Here is a 23506-nt window from a genome sequence, read left to right as displayed (position 1 = left end):
CGCCGCCGAAGGCGTCCCACCGCTCAGCCGAAGGCGTCCCACCGCTCAGATGAGCGAATCGCGCCACTGCTGGTGCAGGGCGGCGTACCTACCGCCGTCGACGACCAGTTGGGCGGGCGGGCCGTCCTCGACGATCCGGCCGTCGGCGACGACCAGCACCCGGTCGGCGATCTCCACCGTGGAGAGCCGGTGCGCGATCACCAGCGCGGTCCGGTCGCGCAGGATCGTCCGCAGCGCCCGCTGCACCAGCCGCTCACTCGGTACGTCCAGGGACGAGGTCGCCTCGTCCAGGATCAGCACGGTCGGGTCGGCGAGGAAGGCACGCGCGAACGCGACAAGTTGACGTTGCCCGGCGGAGAGCCGTCCACCGCGTCGGTGCACGTCGGTGTCGTACCCGTCGGGGAGCGCGGCGATGAAGTCGTGCGCGCCGATCGCCCGCGCCGCCGCCTCGATCTCCGGTCGTCCGGCACCTGGCCGACCGAACCGGATGTTGTCCGCGACCGAGCCGCTGAACAGGTAATTCTCCTGGGTCACCATGACCACCGCCTGGCGCAACTCGGCGTCGGGCACCCGCCGCAGGTCGACCCCGTCCAGGCTGACCGTGCCGCTGGTCGGGTCGTAGAAGCGGGCGACCAGCTTGGCCACCGTCGACTTGCCCGCACCGGTGGCGCCGACCAGCGCGACGATCTGCCCGGCCGGGATCCGCAGGTCCAACTCGGTCAGGACCGGTGTCTCCTCCCGGTAACTGAAGGTGACCCGGTGAAACTCGACCGCCCCCCGGCCGCCACCGGCGGGCAGCCCGGTGGGGGTCGCCGGTTCGGGTACGCCGGGTCGCTCGTCGAGCACACCGGAAAGCTTCTCCAACGCGGCCGTGGCCGACTGGAGCGAGTTGTAGAACTGGCTCAGCTCCTGCATCGGTTCGAAGAAGCGCCGCAGGTAGAGCAGGAACGCGGCGAGTACGCCGATCTCGGTGGCGCCGTGCAGGACCCGCCAGCCGCCGTACGTGAGCACCACCGCCACGGCCACGTTGCCGATCAGTTTGATGCTCGGAGAGTAGGTGGCGATCAGCCGGAAGGCGCGCAGGTTCGCCCGCCGGTACTCGTCGTTCACCGAGGCGAAGATGTGCTGGTTGCGGGGCTCGCGGCGGAACGCCTGCACCGCCCGGATCCCGCCCAGCGACTCGACGAAGTGCACGATCACCAGCGCCACCGTCTCCCGGGTGCGCCGGTAGGCGAGCCCGGAGGCGCGGGCGAACCAGCGGGAGAGCACCAGCAGGAACGGGAACGCGAGCAGGGTCACCGCGGCGAGCGGCGGATCGAGCCAGAGCAGGATGCCGGCGACGGAGACGATGGAGAGCGCGGCCAGCACCAGGTCGTCGATGCCGCCGTCGACCAGTTCGGCGATGGAATCCATATCGCTGGTCAGCCGGGCGATCACCCGACCCGAGGTGTACCGCTCGTGGAAGCCGACCGAAAGTCGCAGAAAGTGCTCGTACACCCGCTGGCGTAGGTCGATCAGGACGGCCTGGCCGATCCGGGAGGAGAGGGTGAGGAAACCGCGCTTGCCCGCGTACTCGGCGGCGGTCGCGGCGCCGAACGCCACCGCCACCGCCACCAGGGGGCGGGGGTCACCCTCGCGGAGGGGGTCGATTGCCCGGTCGATGCCGAGCATCACCAGGTACGGGCCGGCCATCCCGGCCACGTTCTGCACCAGGAGCAGCACCACCGCCACCCCGATCAGTCGACGGTGCGGCCGGAGCAACCCGCCGAGCAGGGCTCGGCTGCGGCTCCGGAGCAGGGCCAGCGCGCGGGCACTGCCCCGTTCGGCGGTGGTCCGTTCGGCGTCCGGGTCGGTGGCGATGCCCCGCCATCCGGTGAGGGCGTCGGCCGGGTCCGTACCGGAGGTGGGCGCGGGTCGGGCGGTCATGAGCGGATCAGGCCGGACGAGTCCGGCTCTCCGGGGAGGCCGGCAGCGTCCGGTTTCCCAGCCCCGACGGCGGCGTCCGGTTTCCCGCCCCCGGCGGCAGCGTCCGGTTTCCCGCCCCCGACGGCGGCGTCGGCCGCCTCCGCGGCGGAGAGAACCGCGCGGTATTCGGGGACGGTGGCGAGCAGTTCGGAGTGGGTGCCCACGGCGGTGATCCGGCCGTCGGCGAGCAGCGCCACCCGGTCGGCGAGCGCCACCGTGGAAGGTCGGTGCACCACCAGCAGCGCGGTGGTGTCCCGCAGCACCCGGGCCAGTGCCGCCTCCACCAGCGCCTCGGTGTGTACGTCGAGCGCGGAGAGGGGGTCGTCGAGCACCAGCACACCTGGTTGGCCGAGCACCGCGCGGGCCAGCGCCAACCGTTGCCGCTGCCCACCGGAGAGGGAGAGGCCCTGTTCGCCGACCCGGGTCTCCAGTCCCCACGGCAGGCCGTACACAAAGTCGGCCTGGGCCACCGCGAGCGCGTCGCGGATCGCGTCGTCGTCCGCGTCCGGCCGGCCCAGGGTGAGGTTCTCCCGCACCGACATGGAGAAGAGTGTCGGCTCCTCGAACGCCACACCGACCACCCGGCGCAGCCCGGCGAGCTGGAGATCGCGGATGTCCCGCCCGTCGAGGGTGATGTGGCCGGCGTTGACGTCGTAGAGCCGGGGCACCAGTGACAGCAGGGTGGTCTTACCGGATCCGGTGGCGCCGACGATCGCCATCGTCTCGCCCGGCCGCACCGCGAGGGTGACCTCGTGGAGCACCGGTCGGGCGAGTCCGGGGTAACCGAAGGCGACGCGCTCGAACCGGAGGTCGCCGTGGACCGCGCCCCGGCGCAGCGGGACCGCGTGCGGCCGGTCCACGATGGTCGGCGCGGTGTCGAGCACCTCCTGGATCCGGTCGGCCGCGGTCACCGCCTCCTGGCCGTTGGCGATGATCCAACCGAGCGATTCGATCGGCCAGATCAGCATCAGTTGCAGCGTGACGAAGGCGACCAGTTCACCGATGGTCAGCCTGCCGTACGCCACCGCCGGTGCCCCGGCGACCAGGACCACCGCCAGGGTCAGGTTCGGGACCAGGTCGAACTCGGCTGACGTACGGGCGATCAGCCGGCCCTTGCCGGTGGCGGTGTCGTGCAGTTGCCGGGCCCGTACGGCGAACCGCTGTGCCATCTCGGGGCGCCGGCCGAACGACTTGATGGTGCGCAGCCCCTGGGTGGACTCCTCGATCAGGGTGGCGAGGTCGCCCTGTTCGTCCTGCATTCGGCGGGACGCGGCGAGGTAGGAGCGGGTGAACCGCCGGCTGACTGTGAACAGCGGCACCGCGCTCGCCGCGACCAGTAGTCCGAGGGGCCAGTAGAGGTGGATCAGGAGCCCCACCACGGCGAGGTAGGTCACGGTGTTGACGATCAGGAAGAGCAGCCCGAAGGAGAGGAACCGGCGGATCACCGACAGGTCGGTGGTGGCCCGGGAAAGGAGCTGTCCCGACTGCCACCGGTCGTGGAAACCCACGTGCAGCCGTTGCAGGTGGGCGTAGATGTCGTCGCGGATGGACGATTCGATGGCGAGCGCGGTCGACGACTGCACCCAGCGTCGGACGAAGATCAGCACCGCCTCGGCGAGCCCGAGCAGCAGCGCCAGGATGCCGAGCCGGTACAGGCCACCGGGTTCGCGGTCCGCGATCGGACCGTCCACCACCTGCCGGATGACCAGGGGCACCGCCAGACTCGCCCCGGTGGCGGCGACGGCGACGACCAGTAGCCAGCCGAGCTGACCGGCGTACGGGCGGACGTAGCGGCGTAGCCGCCACAGGTTGTGTCCGAACGGTGGGCGTGGGGGAGCCTCCGGAGTCGTCACGACCCCTGGGTTCGGGTCGGCGTGGTCCGGAAGCACCCCTGCACCGTATCGGTAAACGCCGATCCAGTAACAGTCAGCTTCCAGTCAATGGCCGCTCGTGACCGAGTAGCCACCGCTTCACGTCCAGCCCCCACCGGAACCCGCCCAGGCTGCCGTCCGTGCGCAGCACCCGGTGGCAGGGGACAAAGAGCGCGGCGGCGTTGCGGGCACAGGCCGCCGCCGCGGCGCGCACCGCCCTGGGCCGCCCCGACAGCTCCGCAAAACCGGTGTACGTCACCGGCTCACCCGGCTTGACCTGCCGCAACGTCTGCCAGGCGTGGGTCATGAACTCGCCGCCGCTGTGCTGCTCCACCGCCACTGCGTCGATCGCGGTCAGCTCACCGTCGAGGTAGGACCGGACCGCGCGGGTCACCGCCCCGAGGTCGGCGCGGGGCCGGACCGGGGCCCGCAAACTCGGGTGTACGACCGCCAGCAACGTCTCCACCTCGCTGGTCCAGCCGGCGGCGCGGACCGCCCCGTCCCGGTTGACCAGGATCGTCAACGGGCCGGCCGGGGTGTCCACCTGGGCACTGCTCAGTTCCGTCGTGCCGCCGGTGGTGCCGCTGAACAGGTCGTTCATGATGCTCTCCAGAGTCGGATCGTGGCGTAGGAACGCCAGGGGCGCCACCGGGTGGCGTAATCGGCGAGGGTTGTCGGGCTGTCGGGCAGCCCGAGCGCCGTCGCGCCGTGGCGTACGCCCAGATCGGTGGGAAGGAAGACGTCCGGGTCGCCGACCGCGCGCAGCAGCACGTACGCGGCGGTCCACGGGCCGATCCCGGGCAGCCCGGTCAGTTGGGCGGTGAGCCGCTCCCGGTCAGCCCCCGGATCGAGGTTCAGCGTGCCGTCGGCGACCGCCCGCGCCACCGTACGGATCGTCTCGCGGCGGGCGGCCGGCATGCCGTACGCCCCGTCCGGCAGGGCCAGCAGCTCCGCCGGCGACGGGAACGCCCGCAGCGGCGACTCGGCGCCGGGAGCGCTGGCCGACGGCTCGTCGATGATCGTCGCCGGTTGGTCGAGCACCGCCGCGGGTCGGTCGAGCGCTGCCGCCGGGCCGGGGACGGCGGCGACCAGGCGGCCCAGTACGGTCCGGGCCCCGGCCACCGAGACCTGTTGGCCGACGATCGCCCGGACGGCCATCTCGAAGCCGTCGACCGCGCGCGGCACCCGTACCCCGGGTTCCTTGCCGATCGTGGCGGTGAGCGTCGGGTCGGCGGCGAGCGTGCCGTCCACCGCCTCCGGGTCGGCGTCCAGGTCGAGCAGTCGGCGGCAGCGGGCCACCGCTGGCGCCAGGTCGCGTACGTCGCTCAGGCGCAGCGTCGCCGCGACGTACCCGAGGCGCGGGGTCAGGGTCACCTCCGCCGGCCCGTGCGGCAGCCGCAGCGCCCGGGTGTACGACCCGTCGCCGACCCGTTCGACCGAGGGCAGGGCGCGCAGGGAGAGGAAGTCGAGCAGGGCGTCCACGTGCAGCGGGGCCCGGTACGCGAGCCGTAGCGACACCGTGCCCGCCCCGGTCCCGGCCTGTTGGTGGTGGGCCTTCGCCCGCAGTACCGAGGGCACCGCCGCGTACACCTCGCGGATGGTGTCGTTGAACTGCCGTACGCTGCCGAACCCGGCGGCGAACGCGATCTCCGCCAGCCCCAGTGTGGTCGTCTCGATCAGGATCCGGGCGGTCTGTGCGCGCTGGGCCCGGGCCAACGCGAGCGGCCCGGCGCCGACCTGGGCGGTCAGCATCCGGTGCAGGTGCCGTTCGGTGTAGCCGAGGCGGGCGGCCAGACCCGGCACCCCGTCCCGGTCGACCACCCCGTCCGCGATCAGTCGCATCGCCCGCCCGACCACGTCCGCCCGGACGTCCCACTCGGGCGAGCCCGGTGCCGCGTCCGGCCGGCATCGCCGGCAGGCCCGCAGTCCGCCCCGCTGGGCGGCTGCGGCGGACGGGTAGAACGTGACATTTTCCCGTTTTGGGGTTACCGCCGGGCAGGACGGCCGGCAGTAGATCCCGGTGGTCCGCACGCCGGTGTAGAACCAGCCGTCGAACCGCTGGTCACGGCTGTCGACCGCCCGGTAGCACCGCTCGAAGTCCAACTCCACCCACCGATACTCCCTCTCTCCCGCCTCCCCCACTGGCGGAATTCGGACCTCACCGTAAGGAAGGGCCCCTTGTTATCGCTTTCTGTATAGGAAGGGCCCCTTGCTAACCGTTCTCGGCGGCGGGGCCGGCGGGGAGGCGGTGGGCGCGCTGGGTGGGGGTACGACGGGCTTGCGTATGCTGGTTTGTCGTGGCTATCTCGCTAGGCATCGTCGGCCTGCCCAACGTCGGCAAGAGCACGCTCTTCAACGCACTCACCAAGAACGACGTGCTGGCCGCGAACTACCCGTTCGCCACCATCGAACCCAACACGGGCGTGGTCGGGCTGCCGGACGAGCGGCTGGACAAGCTCGCCGAGATCCATGGGTCACAGAAGATCATTCCTGCGCCGGTGACCTTCGTCGACATCGCCGGACTGGTCCGGGGGGCATCCAAGGGTCAGGGACGCGGAAACGCGTTCCTCGCCAACATCCGTGACGCGGCGGCGATCTGCCAGGTGGTCCGGGCCTTCTCCGACCCGAACGTGGTGCACGTCGACGGCAAGGTCTCGCCGGCCGACGACATCGAGACGATCAACACTGAGCTGATCCTGGCCGACCTGCAGACGCTGGAGAAGGCGCTGCCCCGGCTGGAGAAGGAAGCCAAGCTCCGTAAGGACCGGGCGGCCGTGGTCGAGGCCGCCAAGAAGGCGATCGAGCTGCTCAACACCGGCGTCACCCTGTACGCGGGCGGCACCCGCGCCGGGATCGAGGTCGCCGAGTTGCGTGAGCTGCACCTGCTCACCACCAAGCCGTTCCTGTACGTCTTCAACGTCGACGAGGCCGAACTGGGCAACGCCGACTTCCTGGACGAGCTGCGCCAGCTGGTGGCACCCGCCGAGGCGGTGTTCATGGACGCCAAGGTCGAGTCGGAGCTGATCGACCTACCGCCGGAGGAGGCCCGTGAGCTGCTGGAGTCGATCGGCCAGCCGGAGCCGGGGCTGGACCAGCTGATCCGGGTCGGCTTCCGTACCCTCGGGTTGCAGACGTACCTGACGGCGGGGCCGAAGGAGGCGCGGGCCTGGACCGTCCCGGTCGGGGCGACCGCACCCGAGGCGGCCGGGGTGATCCACACGGACTTCCAGCGCGGCTTCATCAAGGCCGAGATCGTCTCGTACGAGGATCTGGTTGCCGCCGGTTCGATGGCGGCGGCGAAGGCGGCCGGCCGGGTCCGGCTGGAGGGCAAGGACTACGTCATGCAGGACGGCGACGTGGTCGAGTTCCGTTTCAACGTCTGAGTCGAATCGGGTGCCGGGGCGCTACGAGATGTAGTGCAGGATCACGTTGTGTACGTGGTGACTCTTCTGGTCGCCCCGGAACTCGACCTCGTACGTGTGAGTGCCGACATGGATGGCGATCGCGCCGGTGGAGAAGAACGACCCGCCCCAGGACTTGTTGCTCACCACGCTCACGCTGGTGATCTTCGAGTACGGGATGCTGGTGATCGCGAACTTCTTACCCACGAAGGACTTGTCCTGGATGATCACCCGCCGGTCCGTCAGACCGATGAAGCCGGTGCCGGTGCCGATCGCGTCGTAGACCGCGATCACCCGCTCGCCGTCGAGTAGGCCGCTCTGGATCTGCTGGAACTGCTCCCGACGGTCGTACGTGACGTTGTTGGCCATGTGGCCGAGGGTAGGAGCGGCGCGCCACCACGGCACCGGGGGAGGATGGCGCCAGGATCTCCGCCGGGGACACGGTTCGGGTGGCGGACAGGGGGTAACCCCGGAAATGTTCTCGTTCCGGCACCCCGGTCGTCGGCGCCCGCCCGGGTTGCCGGCCGACCCCGCCACGAGACGGGTCGACGAGATCCTCGCCAGGTGGGCCGACGCGAGCCGGACCAAGGTGCGTGACCGGGTCCGGCAGATCGAGATCAACCTGATGATCGCCGTCCAGGCCGGGGTGGCGGCGGCGCTCTCCTGGGGGATCGCGCACGAGGTCCTGAACACGCCGCAACCGGTGTTCGCTCCCGCTGCCGCCGTGGGCACCATCGCCTCGTCGACCGGGCAGCGGCTGCACCGTACCGTCGCCCTGATCGCGGGGGTTGCGGTGGGCATCGGTGTCGGCGACGGGTTGATGCTGATCGCCGGCCGGGGGCCGTGGCAGTTGGGGGTGATCGTCACGCTCGCGGTGATCGGGGCGATCCTGATCAGCGGCCGGGGCGTGCTGTTGGCTCAGGCGGGCGGTACGGCGGTGCTGATCGCGGCCCTGTCGCCCACGGTGGGTGAGCTGGAGTATCCGAGGTTCGTGGACGCCCTCATCGGTGGCGGGGTCGGCCTGGTGGTGGTCCTGCTGCTCCTGCCGTTCAATCCACGCCGGATCGTGCAACGCGCCGCGAGCTACCCGATCGAGGAACTCGCTCGACAGTTGAGCCTGACCGCGCAGGCGATGAGGGCCCGTGACCCTGCCGCCATCGGGCGGGCGGTGGACGGTTTCGGGGCCATCGAGTCGGACCTGGTGAACCTCAAGGCGGCGGTGGAGGGGGCGAAGGAGGTGGTGCAGTTCGCGCCCGCCCGCTGGCACCGCCGTCAGACGCTGGCATTGTTCACCCAGGGGGCCGAGCACATGGACAATGCGGTCTGGAGCAGTCGCGGCCTGGCCCGTCGGGCGGTCAGCCTGGTCGCGGACGGGGAACCCCTTCCGGACTGCCTGCCGGTCGCGGTCGACCGCCTCGCTGACGCGGTCCGGCTGTTGCATGACGAGTTTCGGCACGGCCGGGTGCCGGACGAGGCGCGCAGGCGGGTGCTGCGGGCGGTGCATGACGCCAGTCAGGGCTACGACCATGGGGTCGCCCTTTCCGGTGCGGCGGTGGTGGCGCAGGTCAGGTCCGCTGCCACCGACCTGTTGCAGGCAACCGGGGTGGATCGGGAGGACGCCAACAAGCTTGTCCGTGAGGCGGCGCGCACCACCGCCACGCCGACCTGAGGGCGGTACGGGCGGTCAGTCGGCGCTGGTGACGGAGCGGTAGACGTCTTCGATCCGGGCGGCGAGGGTGACCACGTTCTCGGTGATCGTGTCCTCGTCCGGCGCGCCGATCTTGATTTGGGTGTGCCCGTCGAGACGCCGGAGCTCTGGACGTACGCGTACCGCGTCTGCGACGATCTTGACGCGTTCGGTCAGCGCGGCATGCTGGGTATCGTCGAGGATGAGGGTGCGCTTGAGCTGTCGCCCCTCCCGTATCCAGCCGGGCAAGAGGGTGAGCGCGTCGGTCAGATAGTCACGCTGGGATCGACTGCGCCATAGAGCACGCTTCACGATACCTCCCGAGCGTCGTTGCCGGCTTGTGGCCAAATCGTCGCTATCCCGTGTCCTAGTCGGTGCCCCCTAGTCTGTCGTTGGCCGGCTGGTGTGTCCACGTCCACAGTTCCGTGTTCTTTTGCCCTACGGTCGGGCTACGGCACCCGAACCGCCGATTGATCTGGCACCGTTGATGCCCGTGCAGACCGAACGGGCGAGTGGGGACGAGAGTGCCGGTTACAGCAGTGAGTCAACTGATTACGCAAAGCGAATGAGCAGGGTAATTGTTGGTGCGGCCATCATCGAAGACGGACGGGTGCTGGGTTGCGCCAGGGCCAAGCCGCCGGAGGTGGCCGGCAAGTGGGAGTTTCCGGGCGGCAAAGTCGAATCCGGCGAAACTGAAATCGACGCGCTCATCCGGGAATGTATGGAGGAGTTGGCCGTCCGGATCGAGGTCGGCGAGCGCGTCGGGGTGGACGTACCGCTCGCCCACGGCCGGGCGGTGCTTCGGGTCTACCAGGCCTGCCTCGTCGGTGGTGACCAGCCACAACGGCTGGAGCACGCGGAGCTGCGCTGGCTCACGGCGGACGAACTCGGTTCGGTGGCCTGGCTGCCCGCAGACGAGCCGATCGTGGCCGCCCTGCGGCCTTTGCTCTGACGCACTCTGACGCACTCTGACGCCTCTGAGGCACTTTGAGGCCCTGGGGGAAATGCGGCGTCAGGCGCGACAACAGGGGCAGACGACGCTCTCGGCCCGGAAAATGGCCTAGAACGGTGATCGTGCCCGAATGGGAGTTGTGCCCGGAATACCACCGAAGGCTCGGCGGCCACTGCCGCCGAGCCTTCAGTACACCTACGGGCTGAATACGCCCCGGGATCAGTCTTTCTGGTCCGGGTGGGCGTAGTTCAGGTGGTCAGCCGGAAGCGGAAAGGACACGTCGTCGCCGAACGGCGACGGCGCGGCCGGCCGGTCGAAGGTGAACTCGCTGAGCGGCATCTTGCCCCGCTCGTCCACCACCGGACTGGTGGGGTGCGGCACCTGACGGTGCCAGTTCACCCCGCGTTGCGCCTGCTCCTCGGCGGCCACGTCACCTGACGCACCACCGTGGGAGTGCGCCTCATGGACGCCGGACGGATCGGTGCGGGCACCGTTCTCGTCGCCGTCGTTCTGACCCCGTCGGAAGATCTTGCTACCAAGCCACACAAGAGGATCGTACCTGCGGTCGACGACGCGTTCCTTCATCGGGATGATCGCGTTGTCAGTGATCTTGATGTGCTCGGGGCAAACCTCGGTGCAGCACTTGGTGATGTTGCAGTAGCCGAGGCCCTGCGACGCCTGTGCGTACTCCTTGCGGTCGGTTTTGCTGTCGAGGGGGTGCATGTCCAACTCGGCGGCGCGGATGAAGTACCGCGGGCCGGAGAACGCGACCTTGTTCTCCTCGTGGTCACGTACCACGTGACAGGTGTTCTGGCACAGGAAGCACTCGATGCACTTGCGGAACTCCTGCGACCGCTCGACGTCGACCTGCTTCATCCGGTAGTCACCGGGTGCGACGTCGGCCGGCGGCGCGAACGCCGGGGTCTCCCGGGCCTTCTCGTAGTTGAACGAGACGTCGGTGACCAGGTCCCGGATGACCGGGAACGTCCGCAGCGGGGTGACCGTGACCGTCTCGGCCTCCTCGAAGGTCGACATCCGCGTCATGCAACCCAGCCGGGGCATGCCGTTGATCTCCATCGAGCAGGAGCCGCACTTGCCGGCCTTGCAGTTCCAGCGGCAGGCGAGGTCGGGTGCCTCGGTGGCCTGCAGCCGGTGGATCACGTCGAGGACCACCTCGCCCTCGTTGACCTCGATCTGGTAGTCCTGCAGGTCACCGCCCTGGTCGTCGCCCCGCCAGACCTTGAAGTGGCGCTTCGTACCCATTACTTGCCCGCCTCCTGCGCGTGCACGCCGCCGGTTTCGACACCCTCGCTGAGCGCGTCGAAGTCGGCCAGCTCGTCTTCGGTCAGGTACTTGGCCAGCTCGGTCCGGTCGAAGAGCTGAATCAGCTCGGCCCGCATCTTCGGCAGGGGCTTGTGCTCCAGCCGTACCTTGTCGCCGTCGAGCGAGCAGACCAGGTTGACCATGCGCCAGTCCGGCGCCATCTTCGGGAAGTCCTCCCGGGTGTGTCCGCCGCGCGACTCTTCCCGCTCCAGGGCCGCCTTCGCGGTGCACTCCGAGACGATCAGCATGTTGCGCAGGTCGAGCGCGAGGTGCCAGCCCGGGTTGTAGCGCCGGCCACCGGTCGCCCCCACCCTCGCCACCCGCTCCCGCAGGTCGGCCAGGCGGACCAGTGCGTCCTCCAGCTCACCCTTGCGCCGGATGATGCCGACCAGGTCGCCCATCACCGCCTGGAGGTCCTGCTGGAGCTTGTACGGGTTCTCGCCGTCCGGGCGTTCCAGCGGGGCCAGCGCGCGGTCCACCGACGCCGCCACGTCGGTCGCCGCCACCTTCGGCCGGTGGGCCAGGCCGTCGGCGTACGCCGCCGCGTGCCCGCCCGCCCGCCGGCCGAAGACCAGCAGGTCGGAGAGGGAGTTGCCACCGAGTCGGTTGGAACCGTGCATGCCGCCGGAGACCTCACCCGCGGCGAAGAGCCCCTGGATGTGCCCGTGAGCCGCGGCGGTGTCCGGTTCGACCTCAACCCCGCCCATCACGTAGTGACAGGTCGGCCCGACCTCCATCGGCTGCTTGGTGATGTCGACGTCGGCCAGCTCCTTGAACTGGTGGTACATCGACGGCAGTCGGCGCTTGACCTCCTCGGCCGGCAGTCGGCTCGCGATGTCCAGGTAGACGCCGCCGGCCGGGGTGCCACGACCCGCCTTCACCTCACTGTTGATGGCGCGGGCCACCTCGTCGCGAGGAAGCAGCTCCGGCGGGCGCCGGTTGTTGTCCGGGTCGCTGTACCAGCGGTCCGCCTCCTCCTCGGTCTCCGCGTACTGCTTGCGGAAGACGTCGGGGACGTAGTCGAACATGAAGCGCTTGCCGTCGGAGTTCTTCAGTACGCCACCGTCACCCCGGACCGACTCGGTGACCAGGATGCCCTTCACCGACGGCGGCCAGACCATGCCGGTCGGGTGGAACTGGAGGAACTCCATGTTGATCAGAGTCGCGCCGGCCCGCAGGGCGAGCGCGTGCCCGTCCCCGGTGTACTCCCAGGAGTTCGAGGTGACCTTGTACGACTTGCCCACCCCGCCGGTCGCCAGCACCACGGCCGGCGCCTCGAAGAGGACGAACTCGCCGGACTCCCGGTAGTAGCCGAACGCGCCGGCGATCCGAGGCCCGTCCGGGCCGGAGGAGTCGAGCAACAGCTCGCTGATGGTGGTTTCGGCGAAGACCTTGATCCGGGCCTCGTAGTCGCCGTGCTCCCGCTTGTCCTCCTGCTGGAGCGAGACGATCTTCTGCTGGAGGGTACGGATCAGCTCCAGCCCGGTCCGGTCACCGACGTGCGCCAGCCGGGGGTACTCGTGGCCGCCGAAGTTGCGCTGCGAGATCTTGCCGTCCTTGGTGCGGTCGAAGAGCGCACCGTACGTCTCCAACTCCCAGATCCGCTGCGGCGACTCCTTCGCGTGCAGCTCGGCCATCCGGAAGTTGTTCAGGAACTTGCCGCCGCGCATGGTGTCGCGGAAGTGCACCTGCCAGTTGTCCCGGCTGTTCACGTTCCCCATGGCCGCCGCCGCGCCACCCTCGGCCATCACCGTGTGGGCCTTGCCGAAGAGCGACTTCGAGATGATCGCGGTGCGCTTGCCCGCCAGCCGGGCCTCGATCGCCGCCCGCAGGCCGGCGCCGCCGGCCCCGATCACGACGACGTCGTAGTGGTGCCGTTCGATTCGCGTAGTCATGTCAGGCCCTCAGTTGATGAACCGCAGGTCGCCGAACCATTCGGCGGACAGCGCCATGATGTAGAAGTCGGTGAACGCCAGTGTGCCCAGCGTGATCCAGGCGAGCTGCATGTGCCGGGTGTTGAGCTTGGACACGAAGGTCCAGAAGCGGTAGCGCACCGGGTGCTTGGAGAAGTGCTTGAGCCGACCGCCGGCGATGTGCCGGCAGGAGTGGCACGACAGCGTGTACGCCCAGAGCGCGATGACGTTGATCCAGAGGATCACGTTGCCCAGTCCGAAACCGAAACCTTCGGGACTGTGGAAGGCGAGCACCGCGTCCCAGGTGTTGATCAGGGAAATGACCGCCGCGGCGTAGAACGCGTACCGGTGTGCGTTCTGGAAGATCAGCGGGAATCGCGTCTCGCCACTGTAGGTCTCGTGTCCGTCCGGGACCGCGCAGGCCGGCGGGGAGAGCCAGAAGGCCCGGTAGTAGGCCTTGCGGTAGTAGTAGCAGGTCAACCGGAAGAGCAGCAGGAACGGCAGGGTCAGCGCGGCGTCCGGAATGATCCACCAGCCCGGCAGCACCCGGCCGAAGTGCGCGGCCTCCGGGAGACAGGTCTGGGTCACGCAGGGCGAGTAGAACGGGGTCAGATAGTGATAGTCGGCGACCCAGTAAAGGTCGTGCATGAACACCCGGACCGTGGCGTAGGTGACCCAGGCACCGAGTCCGATGGCCGTGATCAGCGGCGCGAACCACCAACGGTCGGTACGCAACGTCCTCGCCGCGATGGCGGCGCGCGGACGCGCACCCCCCGGCCTCGTTGCCGTCGTCGTCATTCCTATGTCTCCCTGACAGGGCCCTGTCTGGCTGACGGGCACGGATGGTGTTCCGGTGAGCGCGCGGGGGCAGCGATGTGATTCGAAGTCGCGCCACCCGCACGCTGTACACCAGGACCTATGCCTTCCGGCGCAGTTCGGCGTACACGTTACGCCGCACGCCGGGCGCACGATGCGCAAGGGAGTCTCGCGTGTGTCCTACCGGTAACGAAAGTCCCAGCCGTCATTCCGGGCATGGTTGTGCAGAACTTCACTCATGATCGTCAGCCTGGAGCGGCCGGAAAGATCAGCCCGAGGCGCCGCCGGTGAAGTTCCACGACGCCAGCCGCAGGGCCGGCGCCGACCACCAGGAGGCGTCCCAACTGTCCGGCAGCAGCGACGCGTGCCGGCCCAGAGCGAGCACCGCGCCGGGCGCGAGCGCCTGCGGGTACGACTGGGTGAAGCGGAAGTTCTGCACCGCCGTGGTCACCTCGCCGTTCTCGATCAGCCAGACGCCGTTGCGGGTCAGACCGGTGATGACCAGCGACTTCGGGTCCAGTACCCGGGTGTACCAGAAGTCGGTGACCAGGAGTCCACGTTCGACCCCGGCGACCAACGCGGCGGTGTCCGAGTCGACGATCGGCCCGGAAACCTCGCTCGGACCCGAGCCGTCACCGGTGTCACCGGCGGGAAGCAGGCACAGGTTGGTCGCGACCGCACCCCAGGACGCGCCACCGTGCAGCGCGTGCCCGGTCGAGGAGACCCCGGCCTCGGCCGCGGTCCGCCGGTCGTGGGTGACCGTACGGGTCACCCCGTTCTCGACCAGCGCGACCCGGCGCTTCGGGGTGCCCTCGGCGTCGTACGGCAGGCCGAGCGTGCCGAGCGTGTCGTCGACCAGGCTGATCGTCGGGTCGAACTGCATGCTGCCGAGTTCGGCGAAGGACCGTCGCTCGTTGTACGCCTTGCCGTTGAAGCCGAAGAGCGCGAAGTTCTGCAGGATGTCGACCACCGCGGTCGGCTCCAGCACCACCTCGTAGCGTCCCGGTGCCAGCTCGACCGGGGCCGCGCCGGCTCGTGCCTTGACCGCCGCCCGCGCGCCGAGGACCGTACCGTCCAGATCGGAGAGGCGTCCGGTGTTGCGACGGGCGACTCCGTCGACCCCGCCGGCTCGGGCGATGCCGTCCATGGCCGCCTCGGCCGAGCGGCCGGTGACGGACTGTCCGGCACTGTTCGCGAAGGCGCCGGCCCAGTTCACCGTACGGCAGTAGCCGGCCGTCTCCAGCCCGCCGGCCGCGTCGACGAAGGCGCGTACCCGGTCTGCCCGCTCGTCCGGAGTGGCCTGCGCGGTCGCCTCGTCGTAGTTGCCGGTGCCGTCGGGTGTCGTCGAGGGGCTCAGTCCGGGCCAGGCCGGGTCGGGTGGGCAGAGCCGGGCGGCGGCGACCGTACGCTCGACCAGCCCGCGCAGCCCGTCGTCCGTGACGACGGTGCTGGAGCCGGCGGCTGTACGACCGTCCACGTGCAGCCGTAACCGCAGGCCGGTGGTGTCCTCGGCGACGTTCTGGTGGATCGCCGAGTTGGCGAAGCGGGTCAGCGAGTGGGCGGTGTGGGTGGCACTGGCTTCCGCCTCGGCGTCCGGCCCGGCGATCTCCCGGACCAGTTCCACCACCCGACCGGCGAGATCGAGCTCCCGGCTCATTGAGGTGTTTCCCTTCGCTCGTCGCGTGCCGCCACGGTGGTGGAGCGGGTCATCCGCGCACCCCCACCCGTACGTTGGTGAACCGGGCCGGGGCGGCCGGGTGGCCGGTGTGTCCGACCTGGCCGGGCTGACCCTTGCCGCAGTTCGGGGTCCCCCAGGCGACGGTCTCGCCGGAGAGCATGTCCATTGAGCGCCAGAACTGCGGGCCGATCCCGGTGTAGGTGGGGTTGCGGAGCATCCGGCCCCGGCGACCGTTCTTGATCTCCCAGCCGATCTCGCAGCCGAACTGGAAGTTGAGCCGCTTGTCGTCGATCGACCAGGAGCGGTTGATGTCCATCAGGACACCGTCGTCGGTGGCGTCGATGATCTCGTCCAGGGTGTGCGGTCCGGGCTCCAGGCCGACGTTCGTCATCCGTACCATCGGCAGCCGCGACCAGCCGTCGGAGCGCACGCTGCCGGCGTAGTCGAGACCGGCGACGGCGGCGGAGTCGCGACCGGCCAGGACACCGACCCACCGGCCCTCGCGGACCGCGTCGCGTTTCGCCGCGGGGGTGCCCTCGTCGTCGAAACCGAAGCTGCCCAGCGCGCCCGGGATGGTCGGGTCGATGGTGATGTTCATCAGCTCGGAGCCGTAGCGGAGTCGGCCGAGTTGGTTGAGGTCGAGCCACGAGGTGCCGGCGAAGGCGGCCTCCCAGCCGAGGATTCGGTCGAGTTCGATGGCGTGCCCGACCGACTCGTGGATCTGCAACGCGAGCTGCTCACCACCGAGGATCAGGGTGGTCTCCCCGCTCGGGCAGAGCGGCGCGGTCAGCAGCTCACGGGCCTCCTCGGCGATCCGGACCGCGTGCGCGCCGAGGTCGAGCGAGTTGACCAGTTCCCAGCCGCTGGTGCCGTACTGGCCGCGGTAGCTGGGGTAGGAGCGACGCTGGGTCTCCCCGTCGCCGATCACGGTGGCGGAGATCCCCGCGCCGCACTCGCGTACGTGCTGGTCGATCCGGTGCCCCTCGCTGGAGACGAACCACTTGCTGGTGTCCCAGATCTGGTAGAGCCCCTCGGCCAGGTCCGCCCCGGCCTGGTGCGACAGCTTGGTCGCGTGGACCAGCAGGTCACCCTTGTCAGAGAGGGCGACGCCGAGTGGGTCGACCGTGCAGGGCGAGGACCAGGAGCCGCTCTGCCCGCCGGTCGGCACCAGGTCGACGGCGGGGCCGGGCACGCGGGCACTGGCCGTGGCGATCCGCGCGGCGCGGGTGCCGGCCGCGCGGGCGGCGGCGTCGGAGAGTTCGGGTACGGCGAAGAAGCCCCAACTGGAGCCGACGAGTGCCCGTACGCCGATGCCCGCGTCCTCGTCCTGCGAGAGTTCCTCGATCTCGCCGTTGCGTGCGGACATCGACTCGTAGCGCCGGTGCATCACCCGCGCGTCGGCATAGCGGGCGCCCGCGTCGAGCGCCGCCTGCACCGCGGCCGTGGCCACGTCGAAGTGGGTCATGACCATGACCCTATGCGAGATCCCGGTCAGTGGCGGGGTACCGGTAGCACCGGATGTCCGTGACAGTGCCGGTCGTGGGATCACGCAGAGTGGTGATTGTGGGGTGGTCGGACCGTCCACACCGGGCGGGGCGGAGTGTGCGCGTCCGGTGGCCCGCGATCCCGATATCGGGTCGTCCGGAGGGCGGTTCGGGCGACGGTTGTCAACGCCTCCGCCAGTTATGTTATCGGTTCAATCGCGCTTCAATGAGGAGAGTGTGCGGAGAGTGCCCGCGATGCGGATTCGTTACTGATTGCCCGCTGACAGGCCCCTGCCCGTAGCTTAGTTTCGCCCTCTACCACCCTTCACGGGTTTTTTCCGGTGGTTCGCAGCAGGTTCACTTGCTGTGACGAACATGGGTCCGGGACCGGCGGGAGTGGAGAGAGGCGGTCGCGCGTCATGCCCGGACTACCCCGACAGCGCGTGGACGACGGTCCCTATCTCCAGGTTCGGGATCTCAGGGTTGGCTTCGACACCCCGGATGGCACGGTCCGCGCCGTGGACGGCGTCTCCTTCACCGTCGACCGTGGTCGCACGCTCGGCATCGTCGGCGAGTCGGGCTCCGGTAAGAGCGTGACCAGCCTGGCCGTACTCGGCCTGCACGATCCTCGACGAAGCACGGTCAGCGGCAGTATCCGGGTGGGCGGGGAGGAGGTCGTCGGGCGGCCGGAGGAGGAGGTCCGGCGGCTGCGCGGGCGGGACGTGGCGATGATCTTCCAGGACCCGCTCTCCGCGCTGCACCCGTACTACTCGGTGGGGCGGCAGATCGCCGAGGCGTACCGGGTCCACCATCCGAGAGCCGGTCGGCGGGCGGCCCGGCAACGGGCGATCGACCTGCTCGACCGGGTCGGCATTCCCCAGCCGGCGAAGCGGGTCGACCAGCACCCGCACGAGTTCTCCGGGGGGATGCGTCAGCGGGCGATGATCGCCATGGCGTTGGTCAACGATCCGGACCTGCTGATCGCCGACGAGCCGACCACCGCGCTCGACGTCACCGTGCAGGCGCAGATCCTCGACCTGCTCGCGGATCTGCAACGCGAGTTCCACTCGGCGATCATCCTGATCACCCATGACCTCGGCGTGGTCAGCCAGGTGGCCGACGAGGTACTGGTGATGTACGGCGGGCGGTCGGTCGAGCACGGCGGCGTCGAGCAGGTGCTCCGCCGGCCGCAGCACCCGTACACCTGGGGTCTGCTGGCCAGCGTCCCGTCGCTGCGCGGACCCGCGGACGCCGATCTGGTGCCGATCGAGGGCAACCCACCCAGCCTGATCAACCTGCCGCCCGGCTGCGCCTTCCACCCTCGCTGCCGGTACGCGGGCCGCAGCGGTGACCGCTCCCGCACCGAGGTTCCCGAACTTCGCCAGGTGGCCGAACGCGGTCACCTGGTCGCCTGCCACCTGCCCGAGCCGGAGCGGAAACGGCTGTACGCCGAGGAGATCGCGGCGACCGGAGCGGACCGATGAGCGAACCGTTGCTGCGGGTCGAGGGCCTCACCAAGCACTTCCCGGTACGCGGCGGGTGGCGCTCCCCGACGCGGGTCCACGCGGTCGACGGCCTCGACTTCGAGGTACGCGCCGGCGAGACGCTCGGCCTGGTCGGTGAGTCCGGCTGTGGCAAGACGACGACCGGGCGGCTGCTGGTCCGGCTGCTGGAGCCGAGCGGCGGCCGGATCAGCTTCGAGGGGCAGGACATCACCCACGCCCGACGGGCGGCACTTCGCCCGATCCGACCGGATCTCCAGATCATCTTCCAGGACCCGTACGCGTCGCTGAATCCGCGCCACACCGTCGGCCGGATCGTGGCGATGCCGTTGCGGGTCAACGGGATCCGGCCGCCGGGTGGGGTCAAGCAGCGGGTGGGTGAGCTGCTGGAACTGGTCGGCCTCAGCCCGGAGCACTACAACCGTTACCCGCACGAGTTCTCCGGTGGACAGCGGCAGCGCATCGGGATCGCCCGGGCGTTGGCGCTGCGGCCGAAGCTGATCGTCGCCGACGAGCCGGTCTCCGCGTTGGACGTCTCGATCCAGGCACAGGTGATCAACCTGCTCCGGGACCTGCAACGGGAACTGGGGCTCGGGTTCGTCTTCATCGCCCACGACCTCGCCGTGGTCCGACACTTCTGCCAGCGGGTCGCGGTGATGTACCTCGGCAAGATCGTCGAGCTGGGTGACCGGGAGGACATCTACCACCGGCCGCAGCACCCCTACACCCGGGCGCTGCTCTCCGCCATCCCGGACATCGGCCGGCTCGGCCCGACCGGCCGGATCCGGCTGCGCGGTGACGTACCGACGCCGTTGCACCCGCCGTCGGGCTGCCGCTTCCGGACCCGCTGCTGGAAGGCCCGGGAGCTGTGCGCCACGACCGAACCCGCGCTCGTACCTCGCGACGGTGGCCGCCAGGCGACCGCCTGTCACTTCCCGGAGAAGGGGGAACTGGGATGAGTGAGCAACAGGTCGCCGCGTCGGCGGCGGTGGTCGACGCGGCCGGCGGGCTGACCCCCGGGGCGGTGCCGCCCGTCGGCACCGGGATCGTCGGCCGCTCACCGGGGAAGCTCGCCTGGCTCCGGCTGCGACGCGACCGGGTCGGCATGGCCAGCGGCGCCGTACTGGTCTTCTTCGTCCTGGTAGCCGCCGCCGCGCCGCTGATCGAGTGGCTCTACGGCAAGGGACCGCAGCAACGCTTCCCGGAGCGGCTGGACCGCAACGGCTTCCCGCTCGGATACGCCGGCGTCGACGCCGAGCACTGGCTCGGCATCCAGCCCAACGTCGGTCGGGACGTGTTCATCCAACTCGTGTACGGGCTGCGTACGTCCCTGCTGGTGGCGTTCACCGCGGCGCTACTCACCATCGGGCTCGGCATGATGATCGGCGTGCTCGCCGGCTACCTCGGCGGCCGGGTCGACGCCGCACTGACCTGGTTCATCGACCTGACCATGGCGTTCCCGTTCTTCATCTTCTGCTTCGCGTTCATCCCGGTGGCGGTCAACCAGTTCTACGGCGTACGCGACGCCGAAGCGCCCTGGTTCCGGCCGGTCCTGCTGATCGTCATCTTCGTCCTGTTCAACTGGACCTACACCGCCCGGCTGGTCCGGGGACAGGTGCTGTCGTTGCGGGAACGCGAGTTCGTCGACGCCGCCCGGGCGGCCGGTGCGGGGCTGGGACACATCCTGTTCCGACAACTGTTGCCGAACCTCTGGGCACCGATCCTGGTCACCTTCTCGCTCAACGTACCGGCGTTGATCACTGCCGAGGCGGCGCTCTCCTTCCTCGGTATCGGCATCCTCGAACCCACTCCTGACCTGGGTCGCCTCATCAGCGAAAGCGTCGACTTCATCCGGGAGGTGCCGAGCTTCACCGTCGTCGGTGGCACCACGCTCTTCCTGCTCGTGCTCTCGTTCAACCTCTTCGGCGACGCGTTGCGGGACGCGCTCGACCCGAAGTCGAACCGGTAGGAGGTCGCGTCGATGCTCCGTTTCCTGGTCAAGAAGTTGCTGCTGGCCGTGGGTACGCTCGTCACCGTCAGCGTGCTGACCTTCGGGCTCTTCTTCGCCGTACCGAACAACCCGGCCGAGCTGATGTGCGGCAACGGCAAGGTGTGCAGCCCGGAACGGCTGGAGATGATCGAACGCCGGATGGGGCTGGACGTACCGGTGGTCCGGCAGTACGGCACCTTCATGAAGGGGATCTTCGTCGGCCGTACGGTCGGCGAGGGCGAGGCTGCCCGGGACTGTCCGCGACCCTGCCTCGGCTTCTCCTTCCGCAACGACGAACCGGTGTCGCGGATCGTCGGACGGACGCTGCCGGTGACGCTGAGCCTGGTCGCCGGGGCGGCGGTGGTCTGGCTGCTGATCGGGGTCTCAGTCGGGATGATCTCGGCACTGCGCCGGGGCACCGTCTTCGACCGGTTGGCGGTGGGGTTCTCGCTGGTCGGCGCCTCCATGCCGATCCTGCTTCTCGGGCCGTTGCTGCTGATCGTCTTCGTGTACGAGACCGGCTGGCTCAGCTACCCGCGCTACGTGCCGATCACCGAGAACCCGGTCGCCTGGGCGAGCGCGATGATCCTGCCCTGGCTGGCGCTGGGCTTCCTCAACTCGGCGTCGTACGCCCGGCTCTCCCGGGCCCAGATGCTGGAGACCCTGACCGAGGACTTCGTCCGCACCGCACGCGCGAAGGGGTTGCCCCGGTCCAAGGTGTACGGCCGGCACGCGCTCCGGGCGGCGATCACCCCGATCGTCACCATCGCCGGGCTGGACCTCGGCACCTACCTCGGCGGAACGGTGATCACCGAGACCATCTTCGGGTTCACCGGACTGGGCAAGGCGTCGCTGAACGCGGCGATCAACCTCGACATGCCGGTGGTCATGGCGACGGTGCTGCTCGCCGCGGTCTTCATCGTGGTCGCGAACGTGGTGGTCGACGCGCTCTACGCGGTGATCGATCCGAGAGTACGGCTGGGCTGAGTCGTGCGGAAAGTTCCGTCAATCAGTGGTGGAGGCGCAGGTCCTCCACCCGAGTCGATCGGGAGGACCAACTGATGCGACCAAGACGTGTGATCGCCGCGACCGGGGTCGCGCTGGTGCTGGCCTCGGCACTGGCGGCGTGCTCGAAGAACACCGGGGAGGTCGACCCCGACCGCGACGACGGTGCCGTCCGGCAGCAGACCAGCGCGATCGCCACCGACCCGAAGGAGTCCCAGGGGCCGGCACCGGCGATTCCCGGAGCCAGCCGTGGCGGCACCATCCGCACCATCATGCAGGCCGACTTCGAACACCTCGACCCGCAGCGCACCTACACCGTGCCGGCGATGGCCGCCGAACAACTGCTGGTCCGTACCCTCACCCAGTTCAGGGAGGACGGCACGGGCAAGCTCACCCTCATCGGTGACCTGGCCGAGACGCCCGGCAAGGACGTCAACGGCGACTGCAAGATCTGGGAGTACAAGATCAAGCAGGGGGTCAGGTACGAGGACGGCACCGACGTCACGGCGGCCGACGTCGCGTACGGCATCGCCCGGTCGTTCGAGGAGTCGATCGACGGCGGTCCGACCTACATCCAGGAGTGGCTGGCCGACGACCCGGCCTACAACGCGACGTACAAGGGTCCGTACACCTCGGGCAGTACCACCGTGCCCGGCCTGAGCACACCGGACGCGTACACCCTGGTCTTCACGTTCGCCAAGCCCCACTGCGACCTGCCGTACGCGCTCTCGCTGCCGACCTCGGCGCCGGTGCCCCAGGCAAAGGACACCCGGACCGAGTACGACCGCAGGATCTTCTCCTCCGGACCGTACAAGATCAAGGAGTACCTGAAGGACACCCGGCTGGTGCTGGAGCGCAACCCGCACTGGAAGGCGGAGACCGACCCGCTACGCCACGACTACCCGGACAGCTTCGTCTGGGAGCTCGGACCGGACGACACCGCGCAGACCGAACGGATCATCGCCGACGCGGGTGACGACGCCTATGCGATCAGCACCGACGGCACTCCCCAGGCCCTGGTCAACCAGGTGCTCGGCAACCCGGCGCTGAAGGAGCGGACCATCTCCGCGCCGACGCCGTTCGTGTACTACCTGACCATCAACAACGAGCGGATCACCGACATCAACGTCCGCAAGGCCATCGCGTACGCGATCGACAAACAGGGCATCGTGTTGACCCAGGGCGGTGACGCCGGTGGCCGGGTCGCCAACACCCTGCTCGCGGAGAGCACCATCGGCTGGAAGAGTTACCCCAACCCGTGGGACGGCGGCCCGAACGGCAATCCGGAGAAGGCCCGGGAACTGCTCGGCGGGAAGAAGGTCAAGCTCGTCTTCATGGCCCGCAGCAGCGCGTTCGGCCAGGTCACCGCCCCGGTGGTGAAGGAGAGCCTGGAGAAGGCCGGCTTCGAGGTGGTGGTGAAGACGGTGGAGACCCCGCAGCACAACCCGACCGCCCGCACCCGCGGCAACGAGTACGACATCCACATCTCCAACTGGGGTGCCGACTGGCCCAATGCGGCCTCCACCATCCCGGTCCTCTGGGACGGGCGCAGCCTCGGGCCGAAGGGCAACTCGAACATCTCGTACTTCAACTCCGACGAGGTCAACCAGAAGATCGACGCGGTGAGCGCGCTGCCGGCCGGTGAGGCCGGACCGAGGTGGGCCGAGATCGATCAGTTGATCAACGAGAAGTACGTGCCGGTGGTGCCGCTGTTCCAGTCGCACTTCACCGGCGTGATTGGTTCGAAGGTGGGCGGCGTCTTCCTCTCCGAGTCGATCGGCACCCACGTGCTCTACAACGCGTACGCGAAGTAGATGTAAGGAGGGGCGCGCGGGTTTAAAAAATAGGGGAGATAGGGGGCCCCCCGAGCAGACGGACACCGGGCGGGTGGGGGGGTGGGGGTTCGAGCCCGGCCGCCC

18 protein-coding genes and 2 pseudogenes are annotated in these 23506 nt (G+C 69.5%); 8 read left to right on the top strand and 12 right to left on the bottom strand.

All coding sequences use genetic code 11. The annotated features are described in order from the left end of the window. Positions 1-45: 45 nt before the first annotated feature. The 4 genes from ACIBF5_RS13615 to ACIBF5_RS13600 form a co-directional block, all read right to left on the bottom strand. Positions 46-1926 carry an ABC transporter ATP-binding protein gene (locus ACIBF5_RS13615; RefSeq protein WP_396811337.1) on the bottom strand — a complete coding sequence of 627 codons (1881 nt, stop codon included), beginning with the start codon at positions 1924-1926 and terminating at the stop codon, positions 46-48. Beyond that, positions 1923-3818, bottom strand: coding sequence for an ABC transporter ATP-binding protein (locus ACIBF5_RS13610; RefSeq protein WP_396811336.1), 1896 nt, complete (start codon positions 3816-3818; stop codon positions 1923-1925). Before ACIBF5_RS13610 ends, ACIBF5_RS13615 begins: the two co-directional genes overlap by 4 nt. 73 nt (positions 3819-3891) lie before the next feature. Continuing rightward, positions 3892-4437, bottom strand: coding sequence for a methylated-DNA--[protein]-cysteine S-methyltransferase (locus tag ACIBF5_RS13605; RefSeq protein ID WP_396811334.1), 546 nt, complete (start codon positions 4435-4437; stop codon positions 3892-3894). After that, on the bottom strand, positions 4434-5945 hold the full coding sequence (locus ACIBF5_RS13600; protein ID WP_396811332.1) for an AlkA N-terminal domain-containing protein: 1512 nt from the start codon (positions 5943-5945) through the stop codon (positions 4434-4436). Before ACIBF5_RS13600 ends, ACIBF5_RS13605 begins: the two co-directional genes overlap by 4 nt. A gap of 188 nt (positions 5946-6133) precedes the next feature. Between ACIBF5_RS13600 and ychF the strand changes: the two genes are divergently transcribed. After that, the gene (gene ychF, locus ACIBF5_RS13595; RefSeq protein WP_396811330.1) at positions 6134-7219 is read left to right on the top strand and encodes a redox-regulated ATPase YchF; all 1086 of its coding nucleotides are present in this window, start codon (positions 6134-6136) and stop codon (positions 7217-7219) included. Positions 7220-7240: 21 nt separating this feature from the next. Here ychF and ACIBF5_RS13590 read toward each other — a convergent pair whose 3' ends face one another. Next, on the bottom strand, positions 7241-7606 hold the full coding sequence (locus ACIBF5_RS13590; RefSeq protein ID WP_396811328.1) for a PH domain-containing protein: 366 nt from the start codon (positions 7604-7606) through the stop codon (positions 7241-7243). 106 nt (positions 7607-7712) lie between these two features. Between ACIBF5_RS13590 and ACIBF5_RS13585 the strand changes: the two genes are divergently transcribed. Beyond that, positions 7713-8906 carry an aromatic acid exporter family protein gene (locus ACIBF5_RS13585; protein WP_396811326.1) on the top strand — a complete coding sequence of 398 codons (1194 nt, stop codon included), beginning with the start codon at positions 7713-7715 and terminating at the stop codon, positions 8904-8906. A 15-nt stretch (positions 8907-8921) separates the two neighbouring features. Here ACIBF5_RS13585 and ACIBF5_RS13580 read toward each other — a convergent pair whose 3' ends face one another. Next, positions 8922-9236, bottom strand: coding sequence for a 4a-hydroxytetrahydrobiopterin dehydratase (locus ACIBF5_RS13580; protein ID WP_396811324.1), 315 nt, complete (start codon positions 9234-9236; stop codon positions 8922-8924). A gap of 253 nt (positions 9237-9489) precedes the next feature. Here ACIBF5_RS13580 and ACIBF5_RS13575 point away from each other — a divergent pair, with 253 nt between their 5' ends. Beyond that, entirely contained in the window at positions 9490-9876 is a 387-nt protein-coding gene (locus ACIBF5_RS13575) for a (deoxy)nucleoside triphosphate pyrophosphohydrolase (RefSeq protein WP_396811322.1), read from the top strand. 219 nt (positions 9877-10095) lie between these two features. Here the strand turns inward: ACIBF5_RS13575 and ACIBF5_RS13570 are convergent. The 6 genes and pseudogenes from ACIBF5_RS13570 to ACIBF5_RS13545 form a co-directional block, all read right to left on the bottom strand. Next, a pseudogene (locus tag ACIBF5_RS13570) lies at positions 10096-10338 on the bottom strand (succinate dehydrogenase/fumarate reductase iron-sulfur subunit); the annotation flags it as partial. A gap of 48 nt (positions 10339-10386) precedes the next feature. Continuing rightward, positions 10387-11139, bottom strand: a pseudogene (locus ACIBF5_RS13565) (succinate dehydrogenase/fumarate reductase iron-sulfur subunit); the annotation flags it as partial. Further along, on the bottom strand, positions 11139-13094 hold the full coding sequence (locus tag ACIBF5_RS13560; protein WP_396811321.1) for a fumarate reductase/succinate dehydrogenase flavoprotein subunit: 1956 nt from the start codon (positions 13092-13094) through the stop codon (positions 11139-11141). The gene ACIBF5_RS13560 and the pseudogene ACIBF5_RS13565, both read right to left, overlap by 1 nt. A 9-nt stretch (positions 13095-13103) precedes the next feature. Further along, the gene (locus ACIBF5_RS13555) at positions 13104-13910 is read right to left on the bottom strand and encodes a hypothetical protein (RefSeq protein ID WP_396811319.1); all 807 of its coding nucleotides are present in this window, start codon (positions 13908-13910) and stop codon (positions 13104-13106) included. A gap of 286 nt (positions 13911-14196) precedes the next feature. Then, the gene (locus tag ACIBF5_RS13550; protein ID WP_396811317.1) at positions 14197-15585 is read right to left on the bottom strand and encodes a TldD/PmbA family protein; all 1389 of its coding nucleotides are present in this window, start codon (positions 15583-15585) and stop codon (positions 14197-14199) included. A gap of 49 nt (positions 15586-15634) precedes the next feature. Beyond that, positions 15635-17071, bottom strand: coding sequence for a TldD/PmbA family protein (locus tag ACIBF5_RS13545; RefSeq protein WP_396811315.1), 1437 nt, complete (start codon positions 17069-17071; stop codon positions 15635-15637). A 438-nt stretch (positions 17072-17509) separates the two neighbouring features. Here ACIBF5_RS13545 and ACIBF5_RS13540 point away from each other — a divergent pair, with 438 nt between their 5' ends. The 5 genes from ACIBF5_RS13540 (at position 17510) to ACIBF5_RS13520 (ending at position 23401) form a co-directional block, all read left to right on the top strand. Then, positions 17510-18574: an ABC transporter ATP-binding protein gene (locus ACIBF5_RS13540; RefSeq protein WP_396811313.1), complete on the top strand. Its 1065-nt coding sequence runs from the start codon at positions 17510-17512 to the stop codon at positions 18572-18574. Beyond that, positions 18571-19551 carry an ABC transporter ATP-binding protein gene (locus ACIBF5_RS13535; RefSeq protein WP_396811310.1) on the top strand — a complete coding sequence of 327 codons (981 nt, stop codon included), beginning with the start codon at positions 18571-18573 and terminating at the stop codon, positions 19549-19551. The genes ACIBF5_RS13540 and ACIBF5_RS13535 overlap by 4 nt, the downstream gene beginning before the upstream one ends. Then, entirely contained in the window at positions 19548-20561 is a 1014-nt protein-coding gene (locus ACIBF5_RS13530; protein ID WP_396811307.1) for an ABC transporter permease, read from the top strand. The genes ACIBF5_RS13535 and ACIBF5_RS13530 overlap by 4 nt, the downstream gene beginning before the upstream one ends. A 12-nt stretch (positions 20562-20573) precedes the next feature. Next, entirely contained in the window at positions 20574-21569 is a 996-nt protein-coding gene (locus tag ACIBF5_RS13525) for an ABC transporter permease (RefSeq protein WP_396811305.1), read from the top strand. Between the two features lie 74 nt (positions 21570-21643). Further along, positions 21644-23401, top strand: a complete 1758-nt coding sequence (locus tag ACIBF5_RS13520; RefSeq protein ID WP_396811303.1) for an ABC transporter substrate-binding protein — start codon at positions 21644-21646, stop codon at positions 23399-23401. Positions 23402-23506 lie beyond the last annotated feature (105 nt).

Origin of the sequence: Micromonospora sp. NPDC050417 (assembly GCF_044458865.1) — a bacterium.
Lineage (GTDB): Bacteria > Actinomycetota > Actinomycetes > Mycobacteriales > Micromonosporaceae > Micromonospora_G.
Note: the sequence above shows the minus strand (reverse complement) of the source record. Positions and strands in the feature narration are given on the sequence as shown.